Source organism: Mucilaginibacter jinjuensis (genome assembly GCF_028596025.1).
Taxonomy (GTDB): Bacteria; Bacteroidota; Bacteroidia; order Sphingobacteriales; family Sphingobacteriaceae; genus Mucilaginibacter; species Mucilaginibacter jinjuensis.
Genome location: NZ_CP117167.1, coordinates 5512418 through 5534767 on the forward strand (window position 1 = coordinate 5512418; position 22350 = coordinate 5534767).

The following is a 22350-nucleotide window of genomic DNA, read 5'->3' on the forward strand; positions in this document are numbered from 1 at the left end:
AACCTTAAAACCACCACATGATGACACATGCCGAAATTGTAAAGAAAGTTGAATGGAAGGACCTTAAAAACTTAAGCGCCCGCGAAATGCTGATCGAGAATAACCTTACCATCCCCTGGGTGTTGCTCTCATGGCTGCTGGCCTATAATGGTTATTATATTTTAGCGTTACCGTTCTCTGCCTTTTTCTTTCTTACCGGTTTAAGGCAGGTACATAACGGCTTTCACAACTCATTAGGCACCAACAAGTTTCTTACCTGGTTTACACTTTACAGTAACAGTATATTGATGATAGTATCTATCCATGCGGTTAAATTTAATCACATCAGGCATCACAAATACTGTTTAACCGAAGATGATTATGAAGGAAAATCTGCCCGAATGAGCTGGTATGGTGCAATTTTATACGGGCCGGTACACATGTTTTTAATCCATAAAATCACCCTGCAGCTTGGCGATAAAAAATATGTAGGGAACCTGGTTGCCGAGCTCATCTCGATCAGTGTGTTTTTATTTCTCGTTTTTTACTTCGACGTTCATTTTTTAATCTATCATATTATAGTGATGATCTTCGGCGAATTTTTGATGGCCTTTTTTGCCGTGTGGACCGTGCACCATGACACGCATGAAAGCCCCGAACTGGCACGGACCCAAAGAAGCAAGTGGAAAAATAAGATCACGTTTAGTATGTTTTATCACCTGGAACATCACCTGTTTCCCGGAGTACCCACCATTAAACTGCCCGAACTGGCTAAAAGAATTGACCAGGCATTGCCTGATATACAGAAGAAACAGACATTCTAGATAAGATGGGCTTGATTCATTCAGACAAATAATCCCGGACTTCTTCTAAGGTTGACAGGTTTAATTCTAACATAAAATATACAGATATCAGATTATCAATACATTAATAATCTGATATCTGTATGCGATTTCGGCATTAAAAGCTTACCTGTTAATAATTGGGGTCAAATTCAACGATCCATTCAATACCATATTTGTCCCTAAACATTCCGGCATACGTATCCCATGGGCTGTCGCCTATCGGGCCTTCGATATCTCCGCCTGCTGATAATCCGTTAAAAATCTGGTCTGCTTCTTCCCGGCTTTCTGCACTAACTGATATTTTAGACCTGTTTTCGTTTTCATTCACCCGTCCCATAAATTCAGGAACATCGTTGGCTCTTAATTCATTGTGCTTCCCGATAGGCAAAACAATGGTCATTATTTTATTTGCTTCGCTTTCCGGTATCGAAAATTCAGGACCTGACAGGTCTTTGAAACGAATGATCTTAGTAAACTCGCCGCCAAAAACCGATTTGTAAAAAGTGAATGCTTCTTCGGCATTACCGTTGAAGTTGATCCAGGGATTAATTGTTCTCATGATTTTTTTGTTAGATGATTAATTTATAGTCAAACTTTCCGTATTTCGACATTAATGTGTGATGGTTACGATAAGGTACCTAACAGTTCCTCCAGGTTTTTCAAGGTTATGGTGAAGCCTATTTTGAAGCCCTCCAATAATTTTTCTAACCGCTCGAACGATTCATTGTAGATCGTTATATCAACCCTTGTGATGCCATTATGCTCGCTGAAGTTGTGATCCCACTCCGATCCCGGCAGTTCCCGGTTTTCGTCCTTATCGGCAAACGCGTTGTACATCTTAAAATTTGTTTTCGGGGTGATGGACGTATATTCCTGCACCGACCAGCGCTCCTGCCCATCCGGACTGATCATTGCGTAAAACCTGCGCCCGCCTACTTTAAAATCCATATACTTGGTTTGGGCGCGCATTGGCGCGGGCGCCCCCCATTGGTCCAGCAGTTCGGCTTTGGTAAAGGCATCCCATACTAATGATTGCCCGGCGTTAAACTCCCTGGTTATGTAAACCGTCTTCGCGGCTTTGTCAACGTTAAAATCAAATAGCAAATGGTTGTTCATTACTTCTGTTCTTTAATTGTTGTTAATAATTGGTCGAGTTGGTTAAATTGAGTTTCCCAGTTTTGCCTGAATTGGGCTAGCCAATGGTCAAACTCCTGCATCTTTTTGGCATTAAAGTGATAATAGATTTCCCTGCCGCTATGCTCGGCTTTAATCAATTCACATTCGTGCAATACTTTAATATGTTTTGATACAGCCTGGCGGGTCATATCAAATTTTTCGGCCATGGCATTAGGTGTTAATGCCTGGATAGCAATCAACGTTAAAATAGCCCTGCGTGTTGGATCTGATATAGCCTGAAATATATCTTGTTTCATCTTTGTTTATCAATTAGCAACCTTGGAGTTGCAAATATATACGCAACTTCTGAGTTGCGCAAATAAATTTACACTTTTTGATATAATAAATAATGGGAAGTTTGGTGTATCGGAATCTATTAGAACACGCAGATGGACTTTAGAGATACTGATTAAGGGAACACATTATAATAATGGCAAAGCAACACTGCCTTCATATCTACTTATAAGATCATGTATAAATTTGTTATAGTCCGCCCTCATGGGTAACTCAAAGTCAGTGTGCAAAATTCGTCTGTTTACTAACACAGGCTCATTGCTTTTGGGGTTAAAGCCTTCTTTTTTTGCCTCTTTCCAATAATTGCCAATTCCTCTTTTTTGCCAAGTGGGAACGTTATTGAAATTAATGCCATACTGAAATAATAATTCATTTTTTTCGGCAACGCTCATTCCTTCAATTTTAGAAGTAGCCTCTCTAACGTTTAAATTATCTTGCCTCAAACGCCAGTAGCAGTGCGCATTCAGTGCATTTCTGTGCGCATCTTCATTACGCCATCTAAAATAATCACTTACCAGATTTTTGTTGGGAAGTTCAGAAAGGCGACAGTCAAAAGCTCCAACACTTCCAAGTAGTGCAGAAAATTTTGCGCTGGCTTCGCCTGCCAGTATAGAAATATACTTTCTCGTTTTTCTACCAAAAGCATTTTCGTTAGGATGAAACAGTAATGATATTTCATCACTTTCTGTATAACCGTATATGATGTTAAAACCGCAGTTCATTAAATGCCTTACTGTTTCAACCATTAAATCCCGAAATTTTTCATCAAAAGGGGCTTCAAATTTATGAACTTCCTTAGTCAGTCGGGTAAAACCTCGTCCATCAATTCTGGCCACAATGTACATATCAGGTAGCACACAACGGTCTTGCGAGGTTTCATAAACCCTCATTTTTACATCTAAATCATCAAATTTCATCCGACCATTTATTTACTGTGAAGGTGTTACCCTCCGCTGTTACATAGTATAATTCGTCGAAACCTTCATCCATTTTTGGCAGGCTCATTCGTTTAAAAGTTCCTTTTATGCCAATTTCCGGAATCTTTTCTTTACCAGTCCGTTGGCTATTACGTTCTAAGGCAACAGCCACTTTGGATTGAAAATAATACCCGATCACTTTAAATTTATTTGCTTTTGCAATGGCAATATATTTAGCTCTTTCCTCTAAGGATGGATTAGTGTTATCTATTACAAATGGATGGGACGTATGGATACAAGTTTCAATAAACCTGAGTTCTTTATTTCTTGTGTTTAGCTGATCTAAGGAAATACGCACATGTGTTTTAAAAAACTTCTCTTTAAAAAAAGTGGTTTTTCCGGTTGCCTGAATTCCGCAAAATATTACTGCTTCCATTTTTACTAATGTAAGTGTTTAATGGATTTAAGTAAAACAGAAATTGGTTACTCCGGTACTTGTTTAATTTGGATAGCTATATCAACATAATAGGCTCGCAAGTTGCGACCTATTATGTTGCGGAGAGGGAGGGATTCGAACCCTCGATACGCTTTTGGCGCATACACACTTTCCAGGCGTGCTCTTTCGACCACTCAGACACCTCTCCGATTTTAACAAGTTTGCAAAAGTATAATAATCCGCAGGGATAACAACAAAAAAGGCGAAGCCTTTTACAGCCCCGCCTTCATTCAATCACACTCATCAATCAATAGTCAGTATCTTATTTTACTATCATAGCTCTTATATATTAATAGATTATTTTTTATCCAATTAGTTTAATTCGATTGAAAATATTTAGGAGACAAGCCGTTTACAAGCTTGAGTGATAGTTGCCGGAGATAAATTATGCTTCTGCATTTGATAACAAATGTTATCGTGCGGGGGCTGCGGCCATTCTAATTTTGTATTAACAAATTAGAAGAAAATGAAAGCAGCAGTAATATATCAAAAAGGCGAATTGCCTCAATATGTTGATTTTGCCGAACCAACTATCCAAAACGATGATGAAGTATTGGTGAGTGTAAAAGCAGTAGCCATTAAACATTTCGATAAAGGGCGTGCAAATGGCAGCCACTATTCGAGTGATGCACCGCAACAGAGCGGCCGCGTAATTGGCGGCGATGGCGTTTGCCTGCTCGATGACGATACCCGGGTTTACGGCATGGGTGTAAGTGGCATGCTGGCCGAAAAGGCAACCATTTATAAAAGCCGCATAGTACCCATACCTGCCACACTGGATGATGCCACAGCGGCAGCCTTACCCAATGCTGTAATTGGTTCGGCAATGGGTTTTAAGTTTAAGGCCGATATTCAGCCGGGTGATGTGGTGCTTATTAATGGCGCTACCGGCTTTACCGGACGGGTAGCCGTGCAAATTGCCAAACATTACGGCGCCGGTAAAGTAATAGTAACCGGCAGAAACCAGCAATCGCTCGATGATTTGCTGACGCTTGGGGCCGATGAAGCAATTTCTGTACTGCAGGATGACGAAGCATTTAAGGCGCAGATCAACGCCATCCATACCCAAACGCCCATCGATGTAATTATGGATTACCTGTGGGGCCACACTGCCGAAATGATACTGGCCTGCATTAAAGGCGATGGTTCATTTACCAACAGGATAAGATATGTATCAGTAGGTGCTATGGCAGGTGATTCGATCCAGCTATCAGCTGCCAACCTGCGCAGCGTTGATCTGCAGCTAAGCGGCTCGGGATTGGGTGCCTGGTCTAAGAAACAGGTCGGTCAGTTCTTCACAGAAATCCTCCCCGAAATGTTTGAATTAGCGGCAAAAGGCAAACTGCAAGTAGAAACTATCAATGTTAAACTCGAGGATATTGCCGAACTCTGGGATCTCGATGTAGACGGAGGCAAACGCCTCGTTGTAACTATCTAAAATAAAAACGCCGCCCAAATAATGAGCGGCGTTTTATTTTATCCTTTATCTTTTCCCAAAAAGTCCTTTTCCAAAAAGTCCTTAATCCAAAAGTCTTTTTTTTTGTCCAAAAGTCCTTCCTCCCAAGCTACTGCTGTTGTTGCTGCTGCTGTTGGATCATCTCCATATAGCGCTGGTAGCTGTTTTTAGAAGTATCGCTACTGTTCCCTGCAAATAAGCCGGGCTTTGTTACACGGTCTACAAACTGATCGATAGCTGGTTCAGGCTCATGGTCCTGGTAACCTACGGATACGGCAACCTCCAAATGATGGCCCGATGAACCTTTGTAAACCCCTTTCACCGGCGAGCAATCCAGGAAGTTACGGCCTACGGCCAGGCGCACGTGGGTTTCATTGGCCACACAGTTATTGGTAGGATCTAAACCCAGCCAGCCATAGTTAGGGATGTAGGCTTCGGCCCAGGCATGGGTTGCGCCTTCGCCACGCATACCGCTGTGGTTAGGGCAAATGTAGCCGCTCACATACCGGGCAGGGATATTTACCAGGCGAAGCATCTGCGTAAGCATGTGTGCAAAATCCTGGCAAACGCCGGCTTTCAGTTTCCAGATCTCATCCAGTTTCGATTCAACCGTGGTTACACCTTTTATGTATTCGAAATTTTTATACACATACTGGCAAAAGCGCAGGGCTATCTGGTAAGGGGTGTCATCTTTACCTTTTTCAACAGCTACAATGGCTTGCAGTTCGGGCAGGCCGTCAAAATATTCGTGCTTTAAAAAATCGATATAGGGTACGGTGTACTGCAAACTGGTAAGCGTTTCCCATTGTTGTGCCGGGAAAATATCATCAACCGGCAAGGCCTTGTGATGCGTATTAACCACCAGTTGCGAGTTAATGATCATCTGGTTGTGCGGTACTGAATAAGTAAAGCTGCCCACCTCGTTACCGTAATAATCGATATGCGTATCCACAATGGGGTTGCCCGAAATCTGCAGATCGTGCTTTAATACATTCTGGCAAACATCCACTATCGGGAACAGGATAATCTGGTTGGCGCTATCGCGCACCGCGCCATCGTAAGTATAACGGGTAATATGTTGAATTTTAAATTCTGGCATGGCTCAAATATTTTAATGCTTTTGGTTGATCAGGAATTGGCGAAATAACGCTCGTTCAACAAGTTCCCGATCTGGTAAAGCTGATCTTTCAATTGGGTTAAATACAGGTGCAGGCCATCATTCTGGATGCCTTTTACCGAACTGTATTTGATATGGCTCTGTAACTTGCCAATAAAGAATGACAGCTCCTGGTAATCGGTCATGCTGCTGTCCAGTTTCAAACGGTCGAAATACCGCTGGATGTTGTTTACCGAATAAATAACCGAACGCGGAAAATCATTGTTTAAAATTACCTGTTCCAGAACATTGTGGGCTTCAAGGCCATCACGATAGGTTTTCAGATAAAGCTCATAGCCGCCCAGTGATTGTAATAAATGCTTCCAGTAGGTAGTATCGGTCAGCAAATCGGGATTGTTGTTGATCGATCCAAACTTAATATCCAAAATATCTATCGACTGGATGGCCCGCTCCAGGTACTTACCGATATTCATAAAACTGCGGCCGGGGCCGCGCTCCATGGTTACTTCGGCAGTACCGTAGTAGAGCATCACCTGTTTAATCAGCACATCGAGCACGCTAATGGGGTCATCCTTTCTTAGTTTCGATGCCAAGCTGCTGTCTTTTACACAGTGATAATACTCATTAAGGCATTGCCATAAATCGGTATTAATGTGTTCCTGCACGCCACGTGCATTCTCGCGGCTGTGGGTAATAATGCTGATGATCGAGTTCGGGTTAGTTTTATCCGTCACCATAAAATTAATTACGGTACGGCTCTCGTTGTTTAAACGCGCCATAACTTCTTCATCATACCCTGCAAAAATACGTACCACAGGCTCCCAGGTAAAACCCTGTATAGCATCCTGCGATGAAGCATAATTAATTTTCAGCATTCTTAAAATACCGTCGCTACGCTCTATGTATCTGCTTAACCAATAAAAACTTGCTGCTACTCTGCTTAACATCTTCTATATTTCGGAATTGGGATTTTCGATTTCGGATTTATTTACCGACTATTTTTTGTCTGGATTGGGATTCTACGCCCATTGTCTTGGTTCTTGATTCTCGACTCTTGGCTCTCTTTTTCCTATGTCAGCACCCAGGTATCCTTACTCCCCCCACCCTGCGAACTGTTTACCACCAGCGAACCTTCTTTTAGCGCTACGCGGGTCAGGCCGCCGGGTACAATTTCAATACCATCCGGGCCGCAAAGGGCATAAGGGCGCAAGTCGATCCGCCTTGGGCGCAATGCGCCCTGGATATAACATGGTGCGGCTGATAGGCTGATGGTTGGCTGCGCAATAAAATCGCGGGGCTCTTTCAGTATTTCCAGCTTGTATTCGTCAATTTCCTGCTGACTGGCTGCATGGCCCATCAGCATGCCGTAACCGCCGCTTCCGTTGGTTTTTTTTACCACCATTTTATCGATGTTATCAAACACAAACTTCTGCTCATCGGGGTTATTGAGGCGGTAAGTAGGCACGTTTTTAAGTATTGGCTCTTCGTTAAGGTAATACTTAATCATATCGGGCACGTAAATATAGATGGCCTTATCATCGGCTACGCCATTACCAATGGCATTTACAATGGCCACGTTTCCTTTACGGTAAGCGCCCATAATACCGGCAACACCCAAAATGCTGTTAGGGTTAAACACCAGCGGGTCGAGGTACTCGTCATCAACCCGGCGATAAATTACATCTACCTGCTGTAAACCTGTGGTGGTTTTCATGTAAACCTTTTGGTTGTTTACCACCAGGTCGCGCCCCTCAACCAATTCCACGCCCATTAAGCGGGCAAGTGTGGTATGTTCAAAATAAGCCGAGTTGTAAATACCCGGACTAAGCAACACGATGGTAGGGTTACTTACCCGCCGCGGCGAAAGCGACTGCAGGTTCTTATACAAAATGTTAGGGTACTCGGTAACACTGCGCACGCCGCAATTGGGCAGCAGATCCGGGAACAAGCGTTTGGTTATCTCGCGGTTCTCCAGCATATAGCTCACGCCCGAAGGTGTGCGCAGGTTATCCTCCAGCACATAGAAGGTACCTTCCTCGTCCCGGATAAGGTCGATACCTGCTATGTGTACATAAATATCGTAAGGCACATCAACCTGGTACATTTCACGCAAAAAGTGCGGGCACGAGTAAATGGCATCAATGGGTATAATGCCATCTTTAATAATAAACTGGTTGTGGTAAATATCTTTCAAAAATAAATTAAGTGCGGTTAAGCGCTGCTTAATCCCTTTCTCTACCAGATCCCACTCCGCACCGGTAATAATGCGGGGAATAATATCAAAAGGAAATATTTTCTCGATCCCCTCACCGCTGTTATACACGGTAAAGGTGATCCCCTGTTTCATGAACAAACGCTGGGCCAGTTCCTCTTTTTTACCCAAATCATCGGGCGATTCCTGCGACAGATACTCTATTACCTTCTGATAATGAGCCCTGATGTCGGAATTTTGAAGATACATTTCGTCCCAAACACCTGGAATTGAATGATAACCATCGAAATGCGCAGCCTTATACATATAATTTTATCAGTTTATTTTAAATTGAATTTAAATTTGTGTTAAAATATCAATTTTTATTACACCTTTTAAATTTAACAATTAAATAACTGATAAATTCATTAAAAATGAAGCATTATTTAATATTTTTTGCAAAAAGTTAATTTAAAAATTTGGAGGTATCCGGCAGGAAATACACGCCGGTTATAAGTTTAATAGTTAAAATGGTAGAATGTTTTAGGCAGAAGTAAAAGAATTAATGAATTTATAGGACACCGTGCAGGTCATTGCGAGGAACGAAGCAATCCCCGGTATACAGAGCCGCTCTGTAAAGTTCGCGATTGCTTCGTTCCTCGCAATGACGTGCATTATTAGAGCTTGTCTTGATTCTTGACTCTCGATTCTTGATTCTATTTCCCGCAATGCGCTTTACTTTTTAACCCTTCGTTTGGCAGGCGTAGCAACTTTGGCTGCATCAAGCGCAACTTTCATCCAGAAATCAAAATCATCTTCGCTATCTACAGCTTCGGGGCTTATCAGCAGCCAGCCTTTTAAATCTTTACCTTTCATTTCCATTGCTTTTACACCGGGCTTTTGGCATAGCTCATCCGTAAGTTCGGGCAGGCAGCGCTGCATAATACTGCCGCTTCGGTGAGCGCGGGTACACAACACATCGTTCACCAGGAATGTGATACCGCCCATGTGCTTTTGCTCTACCACATTGGGTGCGCGGCTCAGTGCATTGCGGAGGCGCTCGGCAAGGTATTCGTCGTAAGGCATTGAGGTTTGCTTTTGGTTAAAGATAAGGAAAGAGAGAATAAAAAGTCACGTCATTGCGAGGAACGAAGCAATCGCGAACTGTGCAGATCGAATCTGCATGCTCGCTTTGTAAGTCGGGGATTGCTTCGTTCCTCGCAATGACGGCGTGTTGGAGCTTGTCTTGATTCCTGGCTCTCGATTCCTGATTCTATTTTTGTTCCTCGCAATGACGTGTCTGTTAAGACTTGTCTTGATTCCTGACTCTCGATTCTTGACTCTATTCCTACAAGGTTATTTTGTATCAGTACTTCCCACTTCTGTATAAATTCTCCCGGAGTATCCGCTTTACCTTTGTTATCAACAATTAACAAATAAGACAATGTCAAAAACAATTTTCATTACAGGCGCTTCACGCGGATTTGGTAAAATATGGGCAGAAGCATTTTTAAAACGCGGCGATAAAGTTATCGCAACAGCCAGAAACATAGAAACATTAAACGATTTGGTACAAAGCTACGGTGATAGCATATTGCCTATCCAACTGGATGTAAACAAACGCGACGCTGTATTTGCAGCAGTAGCTAAAGCTAAAGCACACTTCGGTACTATCGATACCTTAATTAACAATGCTGGTTATGGCCTGTTCGGTACCATAGAAGAAACTACCGAGCAAGAAGCACGTGACCAGTTTGAAACCAACGTATTTGGTTTATTATGGGCTACACAAGCAGTATTACCGGTAATGCGCGAGCAAGGCCACGGCCACATTATCCAGGTATCGAGCGTATTGGGTATTGCTACCCTGCCGGTATTAGGTATATACAACGCTTCAAAATTTGCGGTTGAAGGTTTGAGCGAAACTTTGGCTACAGAGGTTAAAGGTTTCGGCATCAACATCAGTTTAATTGAACCTAACGGTTTTGCTACTGATTGGGCTGGTCCGTCAGCCATTCAAACTACGCCTATGGATGTTTACCAACCAGTTAGAGATGCTTTCCAGGCGGGCATGAGCGATGCTGATATTTTTGGTATCCCGGAAGCAACCACAGAAGCTGTATTGAAACTGGTAGATGCAGAGAACCCTCCGTTACGTTTATTCCTGGGTAAAGTTGCTTTACCTTGGGCTAAACAAGTTTACGAAGGCCGTATAGCCGAGTGGGAATCATGGGCTGATGTAGCTGCAGCTGCACACGGTAAATAAGCCCAAATAAATTGACAAGGGTACGACTAAGTACCGCAGCAGTATCAGTAACTTTATATTACTGATACTGCTTTATTTTAAATAGCTAAGAGGCATGAAACATTTTAAAACGCTGACAGAGATGAACCGGTGGAACGGGTTTCCGCCACCCGAAAATCCTTTACTGAGCCTTTATCGTTGCAATAAAACCTGCACCATTGGCGACAGGGAGTTTACTTCCGATTTTTATATGATCGGGTTTAAAAAGCTGATCAGCGGGACTTTCTTGTACGGCCGAACCAAGTACGATCATGATTCGGGTTATATGTCGTTTGTGAAACCGCGTCAGATCATTGAAATGAAGAACCTGGAGTTTGAAGAAGATGGCTTTTTAATTTTCTTTCATGAGGATTTTTTAAACGGCCACCCGCTTCATACCGAAATTAAGAAGTATGGTTATTTTGAGTATGAAACCAACGAGGCCTTAAACTTATCGCCAAGTGAAGAAAAAACCATCAAAGAACTTCAGGATAAAATTGAAACTGAGTATTATAATAACCAGGATGAGTACAGCCGCGATATTATTCTCGGCCACATCGATTCTATACTCAAGTATTCGCAACGCTTTTATAAACGTCAGTTTATGAACCGCACGGTGGCATCGGGCAAAATGGCTTCTAAATTTAATGATGCGCTTTCGGCTTACTTCGAAAAAGGAAAACTGCTGGAGCAAGGCCTGCCAACGGTTAATTTTATGGCCGAGGAATTAAATCTTTCGCCACGCTACCTCAGTGATTTGCTGAAACAGGAAACCGGCAAAACCGCCATGGAACTGATCCATATTTTCCTGATCTCTGAAGCTAAAAATATTTTAAAAGGCTCGGATAATAACATTGCCGAAACCGCCTATTCTTTGGGCTTTGATAACCTGCCTTATTTTTCAAGGTTGTTTAAAAAAGAAGTGGGGGTTAGTCCGCTGCAGTTTAGGAAACAGATTTTGAATTGATATTTACCATTTCAATATATAGTGAAAGCTGGCTTTACGCCGGCTTTTGTTGTTTTATATAAGTCTGATTATCACATTAAATTTTGTCATTTCGACGAACCAAGCGAGGGAATTGCGCGTAAGTGGTGAAGGAGAAATCTTCTGCGCCTCGCTTAAATAAGCATATCGTATAAGATTTCTCACCCTTGCTTTACTATTGCCGCCCTCCAAGGGTTCGAAATGACAAGTTGGTGTAAGTAAAAATATCTTCCGTCCCAGCAGGGTCTCTCCCTGGCTCTGGCCCCTATCCTGGCGCAAGTATGCAGCGATAGGAATGCGGGCTGAGTACTTGTGCCTATACAGTTTGGCTAGGCACAAGTACGCCACTGCACAAACCTACGCTGCATACTTGCGCCAGGAGAAGGAGCTTTAAAATAAGCATATCGTATAAGATTTCTCACCCTTGCTTTACTATTGCCGCCCTCCAAGGGTTCGAAATGACAAATCTTTAGATAAAAATATTTCACAAAACACTTGCAACATTAAATTTTACACATACATTTGTAGTGTACTACTAAACTAATACACTAATGATACAATTTGATAATTTATCCTTTGGTTATAGTCGCAATAAATTGCTGTACAGAAACCTAAACCTATCCATCCAAAGCGGCAGCATTTATGGGCTGCTCGGCAAAAACGGCGCGGGCAAGTCAACCCTGCTCAAAAACATGGCAGGCACGCTCTTCCCTGTCGAGGGCAGTATTACCATTAATGGTATGCAACCGCAAAAGCGCAAGCCCTCGTTTTTAGAAAGTATTTATTACATCCCCGAGGATGTGTATGTGCCACATTTAACCGTGCGGAGGTACAAGAATTTGTTTGCGCCCTTCTATCCTAAATTTAATTCAGACAGCTTTTACCAGTATTTAAAAGAGTTTGAAGTAAACGTGGATAGCAAATTGAACAAGCTATCATTCGGCCAGCAGAAAAAATTTGTGATAGCCTTTGCACTGGCTTGCAATACGCCGGTTTTGTTGATGGACGAGCCTACCAACGGGCTGGATATCCCATCCAAATCGCAGTTCAGGAAACTGATTGCTTCGGTAATGAATGAGGACAGGATTATCCTCATCTCCACCCACCAGGTGCGCGATTTGGAAAATATGATCGATAATATCATCATCGTTGATAATGGCAATGTGCTGTTGCACGAGCCTGTAGGTAATATTACAGGCAAGCTTTGCTTTAAAACCGTGAGCGAAATACCGCCAGGTGCCAAAGTACTATACCAGGAACGCAGCTTGCAGGGAAGTGCCATTGTAATAGAAAATACAACGGGCGAGGATTCGAAACTAAACCTTGAGCATTTGTTCAATGGTATTATCGAAAACCCTGCACTCAGCAAAAAAATATTTGAAACTGCCTAAACCTTATCAATCATGAACGACACTTTTAACTTACAACGATTTGGTTTCCTGTTTAAGAAAACCATTTTAGAACGCCCTATGCAGTTAGTAGGTATTATGGCGCTTACCCTTATCGCTACGTTAACCATTTTTTCTTTCTGTATTTATTTTAATCACTGGCACGATGGACATATTATGGCCTTTACCTGGGGATATCTGGGTGGTGGCATTATCCTGGCTTCTGTGGTTTTTAATTATTTTAATACCAATGCCAGCGGTTCGGCTTACTTAACCCTCCCCGCTTCCTCTTTCGAGAAGTGGCTTTGCGGGGTGCTTATTTCGGGTGTTTTATTTACCCTTATCTTCCTGCTGTTTTACCGTATCATGGATGCATCTGCCGTAATTGTTTATCACAGCAGCCTAGATAAAACAATAGCCAATTATCAATTTTTGTACAACGAGGCGCATATCTTTGAGTTCAACGATAGAAAAATCCAATTTGCTTATTACGTTTTTCTAAACTTTGCAGGGGCTGCGCTGTTGGGTTCGTTATACTTTAACAAGGCCAATTTTATCAAAACAACACTTGTTATTATTGCGGTAATATTATTTATGATGGGTGTTAATTATTTGATTGCCCGCATGTTTTTCTCCAATCTTGATTCGGCGTTCCCTTACCTGAGCGTAGGCTTGCAGGTTGGAAACGATTACCGCATGATCAACGTATCTTCCGAGGCCGAAAAAAGGTTTACAACGTGCCTTAAATATGTAGTACCGGCTATACTTTGGCTTACTGCTTACATCCGCCTGCGCGAAAAAGAAATTTAACATGGAATTTAGAGAACAACAAGCCATATACCTGCAAATAGCCGAGTATGTGTGCGAACAGATATTATTGAAACAATGGCCGTTAAACGCCAAAGTGTTAAGCATCCGCGATCTGGCCGTTATGATGGAAGTTAACCCCAACACCGTACAACGCGCCTATGATTTTTTGCAGCAGCGCGAAATCATCGTGAACAAACGCGGCGTAGGTTATTTTGTAGAAGAAAGCGCAATTGATAAAGTAATAGCCCTGCGCAAAGAGCAATTTATTGAGCAGGAGCTGCCTGTATTTTTCAGGAACGTATACCTGCTTAAAATGCCGCTTGATGAGATCCAAAAGCGCTATAATCAATTTATTGACGACAATTTTAAAGAAAAATAGATCATGATATTTAAAAGGACAGCCCTGAAAATGAGCACGATGATACTGCTTGTTTCGCTGGTATTAGTTACAATTGGCCTGTTTGCATCAAACATGGCGCTTAAAACCGAGTACACCAAGCTCGATAAAAATGACAAGTACTGGAATTATACCACCGTGCTAAATCAGCCATTTAAGTACCTGAAAATTGATGGCGGCAACGTAACCCGTATTATTTTTGAGCAAGCTCCAACCTCAACCGTACGCATAGCCAAATTTTGGTCTGATTACAAAATGGAGGGTGGTTTTAAAACCTATGTAAGTAATGATACCCTGCACATCAGCATGGTTTACCATCCGCAGAAAGACAGTAACAAAGAGTGGTTAGAGAACACGGAAGCAGTTAGGATCAGCACGTCCGAACTTTTATCTGTAGAGGTTAATAATGTGCAGCTGGCTATAGAAAACCTCAAACAGAATAAGCTTAACCTAAACGTAGCCGGCAGATCAAAAATTTGGGTAAAGAGCCTCAACAATAAATTTGATTCGCTCAATGTGGTAGAACATAACAACGCCGAAGTGCATATTAATGTTACCGACAATTTTAAAGGCCCCAACGTAATCGACTTCCAGCACATCAACGCCAACTTAAACGACGGTTCTTTTCTTGATGCCGGCCGAAGCTACACCAACGATCTGAAACTAAACATGGCCGATAGCAGTTCGATCATTTTATCAGGAAAATCGGTAAGTAAACTGCACAAATAGTATACCTTATTTAAGTAATAAATTTAAGCCGGTTTTTACCGGCTTTTTTGTGTTTTGTAGTATGTAGATGTAAACAAGACCGTCTTTTTGTTGCTATCTTAAAGCACAAATTTTAAGTATGAAATTACGCCTCTTTTTACTTGCACTGTTCGCTATTTTATTCTTCGACAGCCGCGGCCAACTCAAACCGCACGAGGGTTACGTGCAGGTAAAAGGCGGCCGCATCTGGTACAAGATAGTGGGTACTGGCAAAGGCACTCCCCTGCTCATTTTACATGGCGGGCCGGGCAGTCGTAGTTGCGGCGACATAGCAGGCTACTCTGCTTTGGGCAATGACCGTCCGGTGATTTTGTACGATCAACTGGGCTCAGGCTTTTCCGACCGTCCTACTGATACCACTTTATGGGTTCTCCCCCGTTTTGTTGATGAGGTTACAGCACTGCGCAAAGCTTTGAACTTGAAAGAGATCAACATCCTCGGCAGCTCATGGGGCGCAGCCGTGGTCATCGAGTATATGATTACAAGGAAACCTACAGGTGTTAAATCGGTGATATTTGCCGGCCCGCTGCTGGGTACAGCGCGGTGGATTAAGGATGCGCAGATCCTGCTCGGCCAGATGCCTAAAAAGTTGCAGGATACCATCCATAAGTACGAAGATCTGAAACAATACAACGCCCCGGCTTATGTAGCTGCAACAGATTCATTCTATGCCCGTTACCTGGAGCATAAGCAATATCCCGCACCTAAATCACCACTTTGCGAAGGCGCTAAAGGCTTCAACACCGAGGTATACAACTACATGTGGGGGCCAACCGAGTTTAACTGCATCGGTACCCTCCAAACCTGGACCCGCATCCCCGACCTACACCGCATAACCCAGCCCGTGCTTTTCATAGCCGGCCAGTACGACGAAGCCCGTCCAGCAACGATGTACGAGTTTCAGAAAATGATAAAGGGCTCAAAAGTGGCCATTGTGCCTAATGCCGGGCACCATAAATTACAGGATAACCCGGAGGCTTATATTGGGGAGATCAGGAAGTTTTTGAAGGGGAAATAAGAAGCTTTTTTGCTCCAAAATGAGGATGTCATCCTGAGGTACTCGAAGGATGGTGTAGAGGCCTCGCCCGCATGTTTCGAGTGCCTCAACATGACACCCGCAGATTTAGAATGACACAATCCATATTGTCCCGAATCACCCCATCAATTGTCTGCTATAACCATCCAGGATTGGCACATCATAAACGAGCTTTGTATCAACCAGATAGCTAAATTTATGGAAACTTCGAACCCAGCAACGCTTCGCACAACAACTACTGTCAATGCTCCGATAGAAAAGGTTTGGGAATTATGGACAGGCCCTGAACATATTAAGCAGTGGAATAACATGTCGGAAGACTGGCACACCAGTAAAGTAGAAATTGATTTGCGGCCTGGCGGCAAATTTCTGTTTGTAATGGGGCTTAAAGATGGCAGTTTCAGCTTTGATTATACGGGTACTTATGACGAGGTGATACCTCACGAGTTAATTACATGCACCCTTAGTGACGGCCGAAAAAACACTACTGTATTTTCATCAAACAATCCGGTTACCATATCAGAAACTTTCGACCCGGATAATAACGAGCCTATTGAAATGCAGCAGCGTTTTTGCCAGGCAGTGCTGGATAATTTTAAGAGGTATGCCGAAAGGGAATAAAAAACCTATTCTACGCAGTCGCTCGGCTCTTGCCGAGTGACGGATATCCAGCGGCCTCTGGCCGTTTATAGTAAGCAGTAGATCAAATTAATTAAGGCCGGAGGCCGGGTGATAGTCGTCACTCGGCAAGAGCCGAGCGACTGCTTTGAACATAACAGGAAAGGCAATTCAAATTGAATTGCCTTTCCTGTTATACCTTACACGTCATTGAGAAAGCTGCACCCACAAACCCTTAATAAACTAACTAATGTGGCCTCTTGATTTTCGGATAGCACAACATTGGCCACAGCACACCCTTTCATAGAAAATCGAGCAGCCACGAGTTTTCTTTTTGGTACTTTTTCTTTTGCGGAAAAAGAAAAAGTACATCCACTGACGACTCATAACTTACACTACCCTTCCTAATGGAAAACGGATTGTGTGTTCTTGAAGCCAGTGCTAATCGGTCTGAGATTGCTTCGTCGTACCTCCTCGCAATGACGTGCTTTATTTACGCTTGTTGTGTGTGCTGAGTATTCACGATACCGTTAACTCACCCCGCAAATCCATTTCCATATACTCTTTAACCTGTTTAGGGTCGTCGTAGTTGCCTAAGAGGTACATGGCTTTGGTTATGGCGGCTTCGTAGGTCATGTCGTAGCCGTTGGTTACGCCGATGTCTTTGAGTTGCTTGCTGGTTTCGTAGCGGCCAAGCTCAACAGTGCCTACTTTACATTGCGAAATATCGATGATTACCTTACCGCTGTCTATCGCCTGTTTAAGCAGGTCAATAAACCACTGATCGGTGCTGGTGTTACCGGCACCGAAGGCTTCCATTACCACGCCTCTAACATCGGCCGAAAGGATATTTTCAACCACCTTGGCGCTAATGCCGGGGTAAAGTTTCAATACCGCTACATCGCTGGTTAGTTTTTGGTGGATGATGAGTTTCTCATCGTTTTGTGGATGGCGGATATCATTGATGCTGAAACGCAAATGCACGCCCGACTCGGCCAGTATTGGATAATTAGGTGAGCGGAATGCTTCGAACTTAGATGAATTGTATTTAAACGCGCGGTTACCGCGGAATAATTTATAATCGAAATAGATACAAACCTCTGGTACACGTGCAACGCCGTTCTTTTTGGCTTTGGCAATCTCGATGGCGGTCATCAGGTTTTCCTTGGCATCAGTACGGATGGCGCTGATCGGCAGTTGTGAACCGGTGAAAATTACGGGTTTGCCCAGGTTTTCGAGCATAAAGCTCAAGGCAGCTGCAGAGAAGGCCATGGTATCAGATCCGTGAAGGATCACAAAGCCATCCACATCGTCATAATGTTCTTGTATTAATCCGGCTAACTTGCTCCAGATTGCTGGGTTCATGTTGGATGAGTCGATAACCTCATCGAAAGAATGCACCTTGATACGGCAGTTCAGCCTTTCAAGTTCGGGCACATTATCCATGATCTGCTCAAAGTTAATGGGCTTTAGCACCTTCGTTTTTGGATCGCTCATCATACCTATTGTCCCTCCGGTATAAATGATCAGTATCTGGCACATGTATTATTATGGTTTATTGATAAAAATATAAAAATAAGTCAATATTGCAGGGTCATATTGCAAATATCGTTTTCGAATTCTCTGTTGTGATGCGCGCAACCTCGGCTACATCGACCTGGTGCAGGTCGGCAATTTTTTCGGCTATGTATTTGAGGTACGAACTTTCATTGGGCTTCCCTCTGAAAGGCACCGGCGTTAAGTAAGGCGAATCTGTTTCCAAAACCAAATGTTTCAGATCAATCTGGGCCACTACTTTATCCAATCCTGCATTTTTGTAGGTAACCACACCGCCTATGCCCAGATAAAAACCAAGGTCAATTACTTTCTGCGCCTGCTCTACCGTGCCCGAAAAGCAATGGAAAATACCACGCAGCTTATCGTCGTTTAAACGTTGCAATACTTCGTAAGTTTCGTCGAAAGCATCACGGCAATGGATCACAATCGGCAAATCCAATTCCTTCGCCCAGTTGATCTGCTGCTCAAAGGCCTGTAGCTGTTCGTCCAGTAAGGTTTTGTCCCAGTACAGGTCGATACCGATTTCGCCAATGGCGTAGATCTTTCTTCCTGCTCCGGCTTGCTTAATCTTTTCTATTTCTTGCTGCCAGTTGGCTTTTACATCGCATGGATGCAGGCCCAGCATCGGGAAAAAGTTATCAGGCCAGCGATCAACAATATCAAACATCAGCCCAACAGAACTAACATCAACATTTGGCAAAAATAAGCGGGAGATATTGTTATCAAGGCAGCGCTGCAGCATTTCGGCCTGCTTGCCTTCATCGGTTTCGTAATAGAAGTGGGTATGCGTATCGGTGTATACCATGCTGCAAATGTAAAAAGCCTTCTGTTATTGGCAGAAGGCTTTTCAACTTATTTTTGTTATTAGTTTGTCTTTTTTGCGGTAGTCGACTTTTTCGTAGTTGTTGTCGATTTTTTTGCCGTGGTGCTTTTCGCAGTTGTGGCCGGTTTCGCTGCCGGGGCCTTATGCGGTGCCGGGCTAACTTTTACTACATCTACATCAAATATCAGCGTGCTGAAAGGAGCAATATCCTCGCCCGCACCTTGTGCCCCGTAGGCCAGCGTAGACGGGATTACAAAGGTGGCTTTTGAACCCTGGTTAAGTAACAACAAGCCTTCGTCCCAACCTGGTATAACCTGGCCCTGGCCAACAATTACTTTAATTGGCTCGTAGTTACGGCCGGGTTGCTGCAAGCCCGAGGCTTGTGCTACAGATTGTATGCTCGAATCAAAAACTTTACCGTTTAATGTACGGCCTGTGTAATTTACCAGTAAGGTATCGCCGGCTACCGGTTTGCGGCCGGTTGATGGCTGTGTAATTACATACTTTAAACCCGAAGGGGTAGCTTTTACAGCCAGCTTGTTATCAGCAATATATTTATTAGCAATAACCAACTCATCTTGCTGCATTTTAGCAATACCGGCATTACGTTCGGCAATGGCTTCGGCAAGTGATTGTACTTTCTCTATCTTAATAGCAAAAGTAATGTAGCCTTTTGCACTTAGGTAAGCCGGGCGTTCGGTTTCATGTCCCTTAAAAACAGAATCAATGGGCACCTTTACCATAGCACTGTCTTTAGCTGATAGCAATGGGAAAATATCCATCATATCGGCAACGTTTTGCGATGGCTGTATTTTAATCTGGATAGGGTGGCCGGCTGTATAAGTATTAAACAGTACAGAATCCCTGTCTGTCCTTTCAATTACATTAAACGTTATAATATCGTCCTGCTTAATTTTAGGCCCGGTACCGTGCGCAAAAATCTGGTACTGCGCGCCTTTAGGGGTTATAGTGGTAACCTGTGCACTTGCCGCTGTGCCTAAAAGGCTAAGGCCTAATACGTATAAGAAAAATCTTTTCATGGTATAGTACAGAAAAAAGGCTGCACACCTAAATGTACAGCCTTTTAATTATTTTCAAATTATTTTGTAGCCGGTTGTGTTGGCATTTGCACCGGTGGCAATTGCGCTTTTGGTGCGTTTGGATTTGGATGGATGATATCCAGAATCTCTACGTTAAACGCAAGCGGCGTGTATGGGCCAATTGCCTGCATACCACGTTCGCCATAAGCCAGGCTTGATGGTACTACAAATGTTGCTTTTGAACCTTTGTTTAACAAACGTAAACCCTGGTCCCAGCCCGGGATAACACCACCTACACCAACAGGGATGTGGATTGGTTTGTACGGTTGCATTGGGTTAAATATTTTAGCCTGTTGTGCTACTTCTTTAAAGCTGGTATCAAATACTTTACCGTTTAAGAATTTACCGGTGTAGTTAACTACAACAGTATCGCCTTTGGCAGGCACAGGGCCGCTACCCGGGGTAGTGATTTGGTAGTATAAGCCAGAATCTGTTTTGGTAACATTCAGCTTGTTATCGGCAATGTATTTAGTGATTTTACCAGGCTCCAGATCTTTTACCTTAGCAGCTTCTGCCTTAAAGTAATCCTCAACTTTGGCAGAGAACAGCTGATCTGTTAAATTACCTTTTTGAATTACCTTGTTTACCTTAACCTCGTAAATAATGTATTTACCTTTAAAGCCTGGGGGCTTAGGTAAATTCTTTTTAAATAATGAGTCGGCGTTAATTTTGATAACCGCGCTATCGCCCTCGCTCATCATTAATAAAGCCGAGTACACATCACCTTTGTAAGGTAATTTAGCCGGCATTGCAAAAGCTACCGGTTTACCGGCATCGTAGCTGCTGTATAATACAGAATCGCCATCGGTTTTGGTGATAATGTTAGCGCTGATAAAGTCGCCACCTTTAATAACAGGAGTGGTTTTGTCATCCACTATATTATAAAGTAATCCGCCGTCTCCTTGTTTAAATCCACCGTTACAGCTGGCCAGGCCAATAGCTGCAACCGCGAAAAGCATTAGGTTTTTTTTCATTTCTATTTCTTATTGTATTAAAAGTGTTTTATAATTTGGTAATAGTGCTTTAAATTGTTCAATAACCGTTTCTAAAGGTTCATCACTTGCCCCACCTGCCGCGTTACGGTGGCCTCCTCCGTTGAAATACTTTTTACAGATCTCATTGGCCGGAAACTCGCCGCGCGACCGTAAAGAAAGCTTTACCTTATCTTTACGCTGCACCATAAAGGCTGCTAATTTTATGCCCGAAATGGATAGTGCATAGTTAACAATACCTTCTGTATCGCCGGTGTTAATATCGTATTTTTTTAGCTCATCCTGTGTAACAGAAATATAAGCCGTGTTAAACTCTGGCAAAACTACCAGTTTATTAGCTAAACAATGGCCCAGAAAGCGTAAACGGTTTTCGGTCGCGCTATCGTATACCAGTTCGTGGATTCTCCAGTTTACGGCACCTGCATCAATCAGATCGGCAACTACGCGGTGTACTGCGGCTGTGGTATTAGGCAGGCGGAACGAGCCCGAATCTGTCATGATACCTGTATACAGGCAAGTGGCCACATCTTTATTCACCAGTGCTTTATCATTAAGCTCTGTGGCGATAAAATCGTATACTAATTGTGCGGTAGCGCAGGCATTGATATTCCAGTAACGGTAATCATCAAAATCCTGTGGTTCCAGGTGATGATCGATCATTATTTTATAAGCGCCGCTGTTTTGTACCTGCTCGCCCATTTCGTTGATACGACCGAGGGCGTTAAAATCAAGGCAAAAAATAAGTTCGGCTTCGGCAATTAATTGGTTCGATTGTTCAACAGTATCGGTGTAAATAATCACTTCCTCGTTACCAGGCATCCAGTCAAAATATTGCGGATAATCTGTAGGGGTGATAACTTTTGCGTGGTGGCCACGTTGTATTAAATAATTATATAAGCCCAAAGACGAGCCTAAAGCATCACCATCGGGTTTATGATGGGTGGTAATAACTATTTTTTTAGGCTGCTCTAAAAGGGCCGCAAGCGAAGCAATATCTAACATTAATCAAAAAAACGAAGTGCAAAGCTAATTAAATAAATTAAATAGCCATTAGCTTTATTTGAGTTAAAGTCTTTAGTTATCAGTATAAAACCCTACTTTTGCGCCAATTTTGCAACACA

At 42.9% G+C, this 22350-nt stretch carries 24 protein-coding genes and 1 tRNA gene; 10 read left to right on the plus strand and 15 right to left on the minus strand.

What is annotated here, in order from left to right:
• Positions 1 to 17 precede the first annotated feature (17 nt).
• Positions 18 to 803 carry a fatty acid desaturase family protein gene (locus PQO05_RS23825; protein WP_273629954.1) on the plus strand — a complete coding sequence of 262 codons (786 nt, stop codon included), beginning with the start codon at positions 18 to 20 and terminating at the stop codon, positions 801 to 803.
• Positions 804 to 954: 151 nt separating this feature from the next.
• On the opposite strand, the gene PQO05_RS23830 is transcribed toward PQO05_RS23825, so the two are convergent.
• The 6 genes from PQO05_RS23830 to PQO05_RS23855 all read right to left on the minus strand — a co-directional run bounded on the left by PQO05_RS23830 (position 955) and on the right by PQO05_RS23855 (position 3855).
• Positions 955 to 1383, minus strand: coding sequence for a VOC family protein (locus PQO05_RS23830; RefSeq protein WP_273629955.1), 429 nt, complete (start codon positions 1381 to 1383; stop codon positions 955 to 957).
• Between the two features lie 65 nt (positions 1384 to 1448).
• On the minus strand, positions 1449 to 1940 hold the full coding sequence (locus tag PQO05_RS23835) for an SRPBCC family protein (RefSeq protein ID WP_273629956.1): 492 nt from the start codon (positions 1938 to 1940) through the stop codon (positions 1449 to 1451).
• Positions 1940 to 2257 carry an ArsR/SmtB family transcription factor gene (locus PQO05_RS23840; RefSeq protein WP_273629957.1) on the minus strand — a complete coding sequence of 106 codons (318 nt, stop codon included), beginning with the start codon at positions 2255 to 2257 and terminating at the stop codon, positions 1940 to 1942. The genes PQO05_RS23835 and PQO05_RS23840 overlap by 1 nt, the downstream gene beginning before the upstream one ends.
• 165 nt (positions 2258 to 2422) lie before the next feature.
• A complete protein-coding gene (locus PQO05_RS23845; protein WP_273629958.1) occupies positions 2423 to 3211 on the minus strand; it encodes a tRNA(His) guanylyltransferase Thg1 family protein in 789 nt (262 codons plus the stop codon).
• The gene (locus tag PQO05_RS23850) at positions 3201 to 3647 is read right to left on the minus strand and encodes an AAA family ATPase (protein WP_273629959.1); all 447 of its coding nucleotides are present in this window, start codon (positions 3645 to 3647) and stop codon (positions 3201 to 3203) included. The genes PQO05_RS23845 and PQO05_RS23850 overlap by 11 nt, the downstream gene beginning before the upstream one ends.
• A gap of 120 nt (positions 3648 to 3767) precedes the next feature.
• A tRNA-Ser gene (locus PQO05_RS23855) sits at positions 3768 to 3855 on the minus strand.
• 318 nt (positions 3856 to 4173) lie between these two features.
• Here PQO05_RS23855 and PQO05_RS23860 point away from each other — a divergent pair.
• On the plus strand, positions 4174 to 5145 hold the full coding sequence (locus PQO05_RS23860) for a quinone oxidoreductase family protein (protein WP_273629960.1): 972 nt from the start codon (positions 4174 to 4176) through the stop codon (positions 5143 to 5145).
• A gap of 127 nt (positions 5146 to 5272) precedes the next feature.
• Here the strand turns inward: PQO05_RS23860 and PQO05_RS23865 are convergent, their stop codons facing one another.
• The 4 genes from PQO05_RS23865 to PQO05_RS23880 all read right to left on the minus strand — a co-directional run bounded on the left by PQO05_RS23865 (position 5273) and on the right by PQO05_RS23880 (position 9557).
• On the minus strand, positions 5273 to 6262 hold the full coding sequence (locus PQO05_RS23865; RefSeq protein ID WP_273629961.1) for a transglutaminase family protein: 990 nt from the start codon (positions 6260 to 6262) through the stop codon (positions 5273 to 5275).
• A 29-nt stretch (positions 6263 to 6291) separates the two neighbouring features.
• Entirely contained in the window at positions 6292 to 7227 is a 936-nt protein-coding gene (locus tag PQO05_RS23870) for an alpha-E domain-containing protein (RefSeq protein WP_273629962.1), read from the minus strand.
• A 122-nt stretch (positions 7228 to 7349) separates the two neighbouring features.
• Positions 7350 to 8798 carry a circularly permuted type 2 ATP-grasp protein gene (locus PQO05_RS23875; RefSeq protein WP_273629963.1) on the minus strand — a complete coding sequence of 483 codons (1449 nt, stop codon included), beginning with the start codon at positions 8796 to 8798 and terminating at the stop codon, positions 7350 to 7352.
• Positions 8799 to 9206: 408 nt separating this feature from the next.
• The gene (locus PQO05_RS23880) at positions 9207 to 9557 is read right to left on the minus strand and encodes a TfoX/Sxy family protein (RefSeq protein WP_273629964.1); all 351 of its coding nucleotides are present in this window, start codon (positions 9555 to 9557) and stop codon (positions 9207 to 9209) included.
• A gap of 358 nt (positions 9558 to 9915) precedes the next feature.
• Here PQO05_RS23880 and PQO05_RS23885 point away from each other — a divergent pair, with 358 nt between their 5' ends.
• The 8 genes from PQO05_RS23885 to PQO05_RS23920 all read left to right on the plus strand — a co-directional run bounded on the left by PQO05_RS23885 (position 9916) and on the right by PQO05_RS23920 (position 16760).
• On the plus strand, positions 9916 to 10737 hold the full coding sequence (locus PQO05_RS23885) for an SDR family NAD(P)-dependent oxidoreductase (RefSeq protein WP_273629965.1): 822 nt from the start codon (positions 9916 to 9918) through the stop codon (positions 10735 to 10737).
• A 94-nt stretch (positions 10738 to 10831) separates the two neighbouring features.
• On the plus strand, positions 10832 to 11722 hold the full coding sequence (locus PQO05_RS23890; protein WP_273629966.1) for a helix-turn-helix domain-containing protein: 891 nt from the start codon (positions 10832 to 10834) through the stop codon (positions 11720 to 11722).
• A gap of 569 nt (positions 11723 to 12291) precedes the next feature.
• Positions 12292 to 13131, plus strand: coding sequence for an ABC transporter ATP-binding protein (locus PQO05_RS23895; protein ID WP_273629967.1), 840 nt, complete (start codon positions 12292 to 12294; stop codon positions 13129 to 13131).
• A 12-nt stretch (positions 13132 to 13143) separates the two neighbouring features.
• Positions 13144 to 13938 carry a hypothetical protein gene (locus PQO05_RS23900; protein WP_273629968.1) on the plus strand — a complete coding sequence of 265 codons (795 nt, stop codon included), beginning with the start codon at positions 13144 to 13146 and terminating at the stop codon, positions 13936 to 13938.
• Between the two features lies 1 nt (position 13939).
• On the plus strand, positions 13940 to 14317 hold the full coding sequence (locus PQO05_RS23905) for a GntR family transcriptional regulator (protein ID WP_273629969.1): 378 nt from the start codon (positions 13940 to 13942) through the stop codon (positions 14315 to 14317).
• Positions 14318 to 14320: 3 nt separating this feature from the next.
• On the plus strand, positions 14321 to 15064 hold the full coding sequence (locus tag PQO05_RS23910) for a hypothetical protein (RefSeq protein WP_273629970.1): 744 nt from the start codon (positions 14321 to 14323) through the stop codon (positions 15062 to 15064).
• A 118-nt stretch (positions 15065 to 15182) separates the two neighbouring features.
• Positions 15183 to 16121: a proline iminopeptidase-family hydrolase gene (locus PQO05_RS23915; RefSeq protein WP_273629971.1), complete on the plus strand. Its 939-nt coding sequence runs from the start codon at positions 15183 to 15185 to the stop codon at positions 16119 to 16121.
• A 216-nt stretch (positions 16122 to 16337) separates the two neighbouring features.
• Positions 16338 to 16760: an SRPBCC domain-containing protein gene (locus tag PQO05_RS23920; RefSeq protein ID WP_273629972.1), complete on the plus strand. Its 423-nt coding sequence runs from the start codon at positions 16338 to 16340 to the stop codon at positions 16758 to 16760.
• A gap of 516 nt (positions 16761 to 17276) precedes the next feature.
• Here PQO05_RS23920 and PQO05_RS23925 read toward each other — a convergent pair.
• From PQO05_RS23925 to PQO05_RS23945, 5 genes are read right to left on the minus strand one after another with little or no spacing between them, the layout of a single operon-like run.
• On the minus strand, positions 17277 to 18299 hold the full coding sequence (locus PQO05_RS23925; protein ID WP_273629973.1) for an asparaginase: 1023 nt from the start codon (positions 18297 to 18299) through the stop codon (positions 17277 to 17279).
• Positions 18300 to 18351: 52 nt separating this feature from the next.
• Positions 18352 to 19119, minus strand: a complete 768-nt coding sequence (locus tag PQO05_RS23930) for a TatD family hydrolase (protein WP_273629974.1) — start codon at positions 19117 to 19119, stop codon at positions 18352 to 18354.
• Positions 19120 to 19178: 59 nt separating this feature from the next.
• On the minus strand, positions 19179 to 20177 hold the full coding sequence (locus tag PQO05_RS23935) for an FKBP-type peptidyl-prolyl cis-trans isomerase (RefSeq protein WP_273629975.1): 999 nt from the start codon (positions 20175 to 20177) through the stop codon (positions 19179 to 19181).
• 59 nt (positions 20178 to 20236) lie between these two features.
• Positions 20237 to 21211 (minus strand): FKBP-type peptidyl-prolyl cis-trans isomerase, encoded by a 975-nt coding sequence (locus PQO05_RS23940; RefSeq protein ID WP_273629977.1) that lies wholly within the window; start codon positions 21209 to 21211, stop codon positions 20237 to 20239.
• 9 nt (positions 21212 to 21220) lie between these two features.
• The gene (locus PQO05_RS23945; protein WP_273629978.1) at positions 21221 to 22231 is read right to left on the minus strand and encodes a DHH family phosphoesterase; all 1011 of its coding nucleotides are present in this window, start codon (positions 22229 to 22231) and stop codon (positions 21221 to 21223) included.
• Positions 22232 to 22350: the final 119 nt, after the last annotated feature.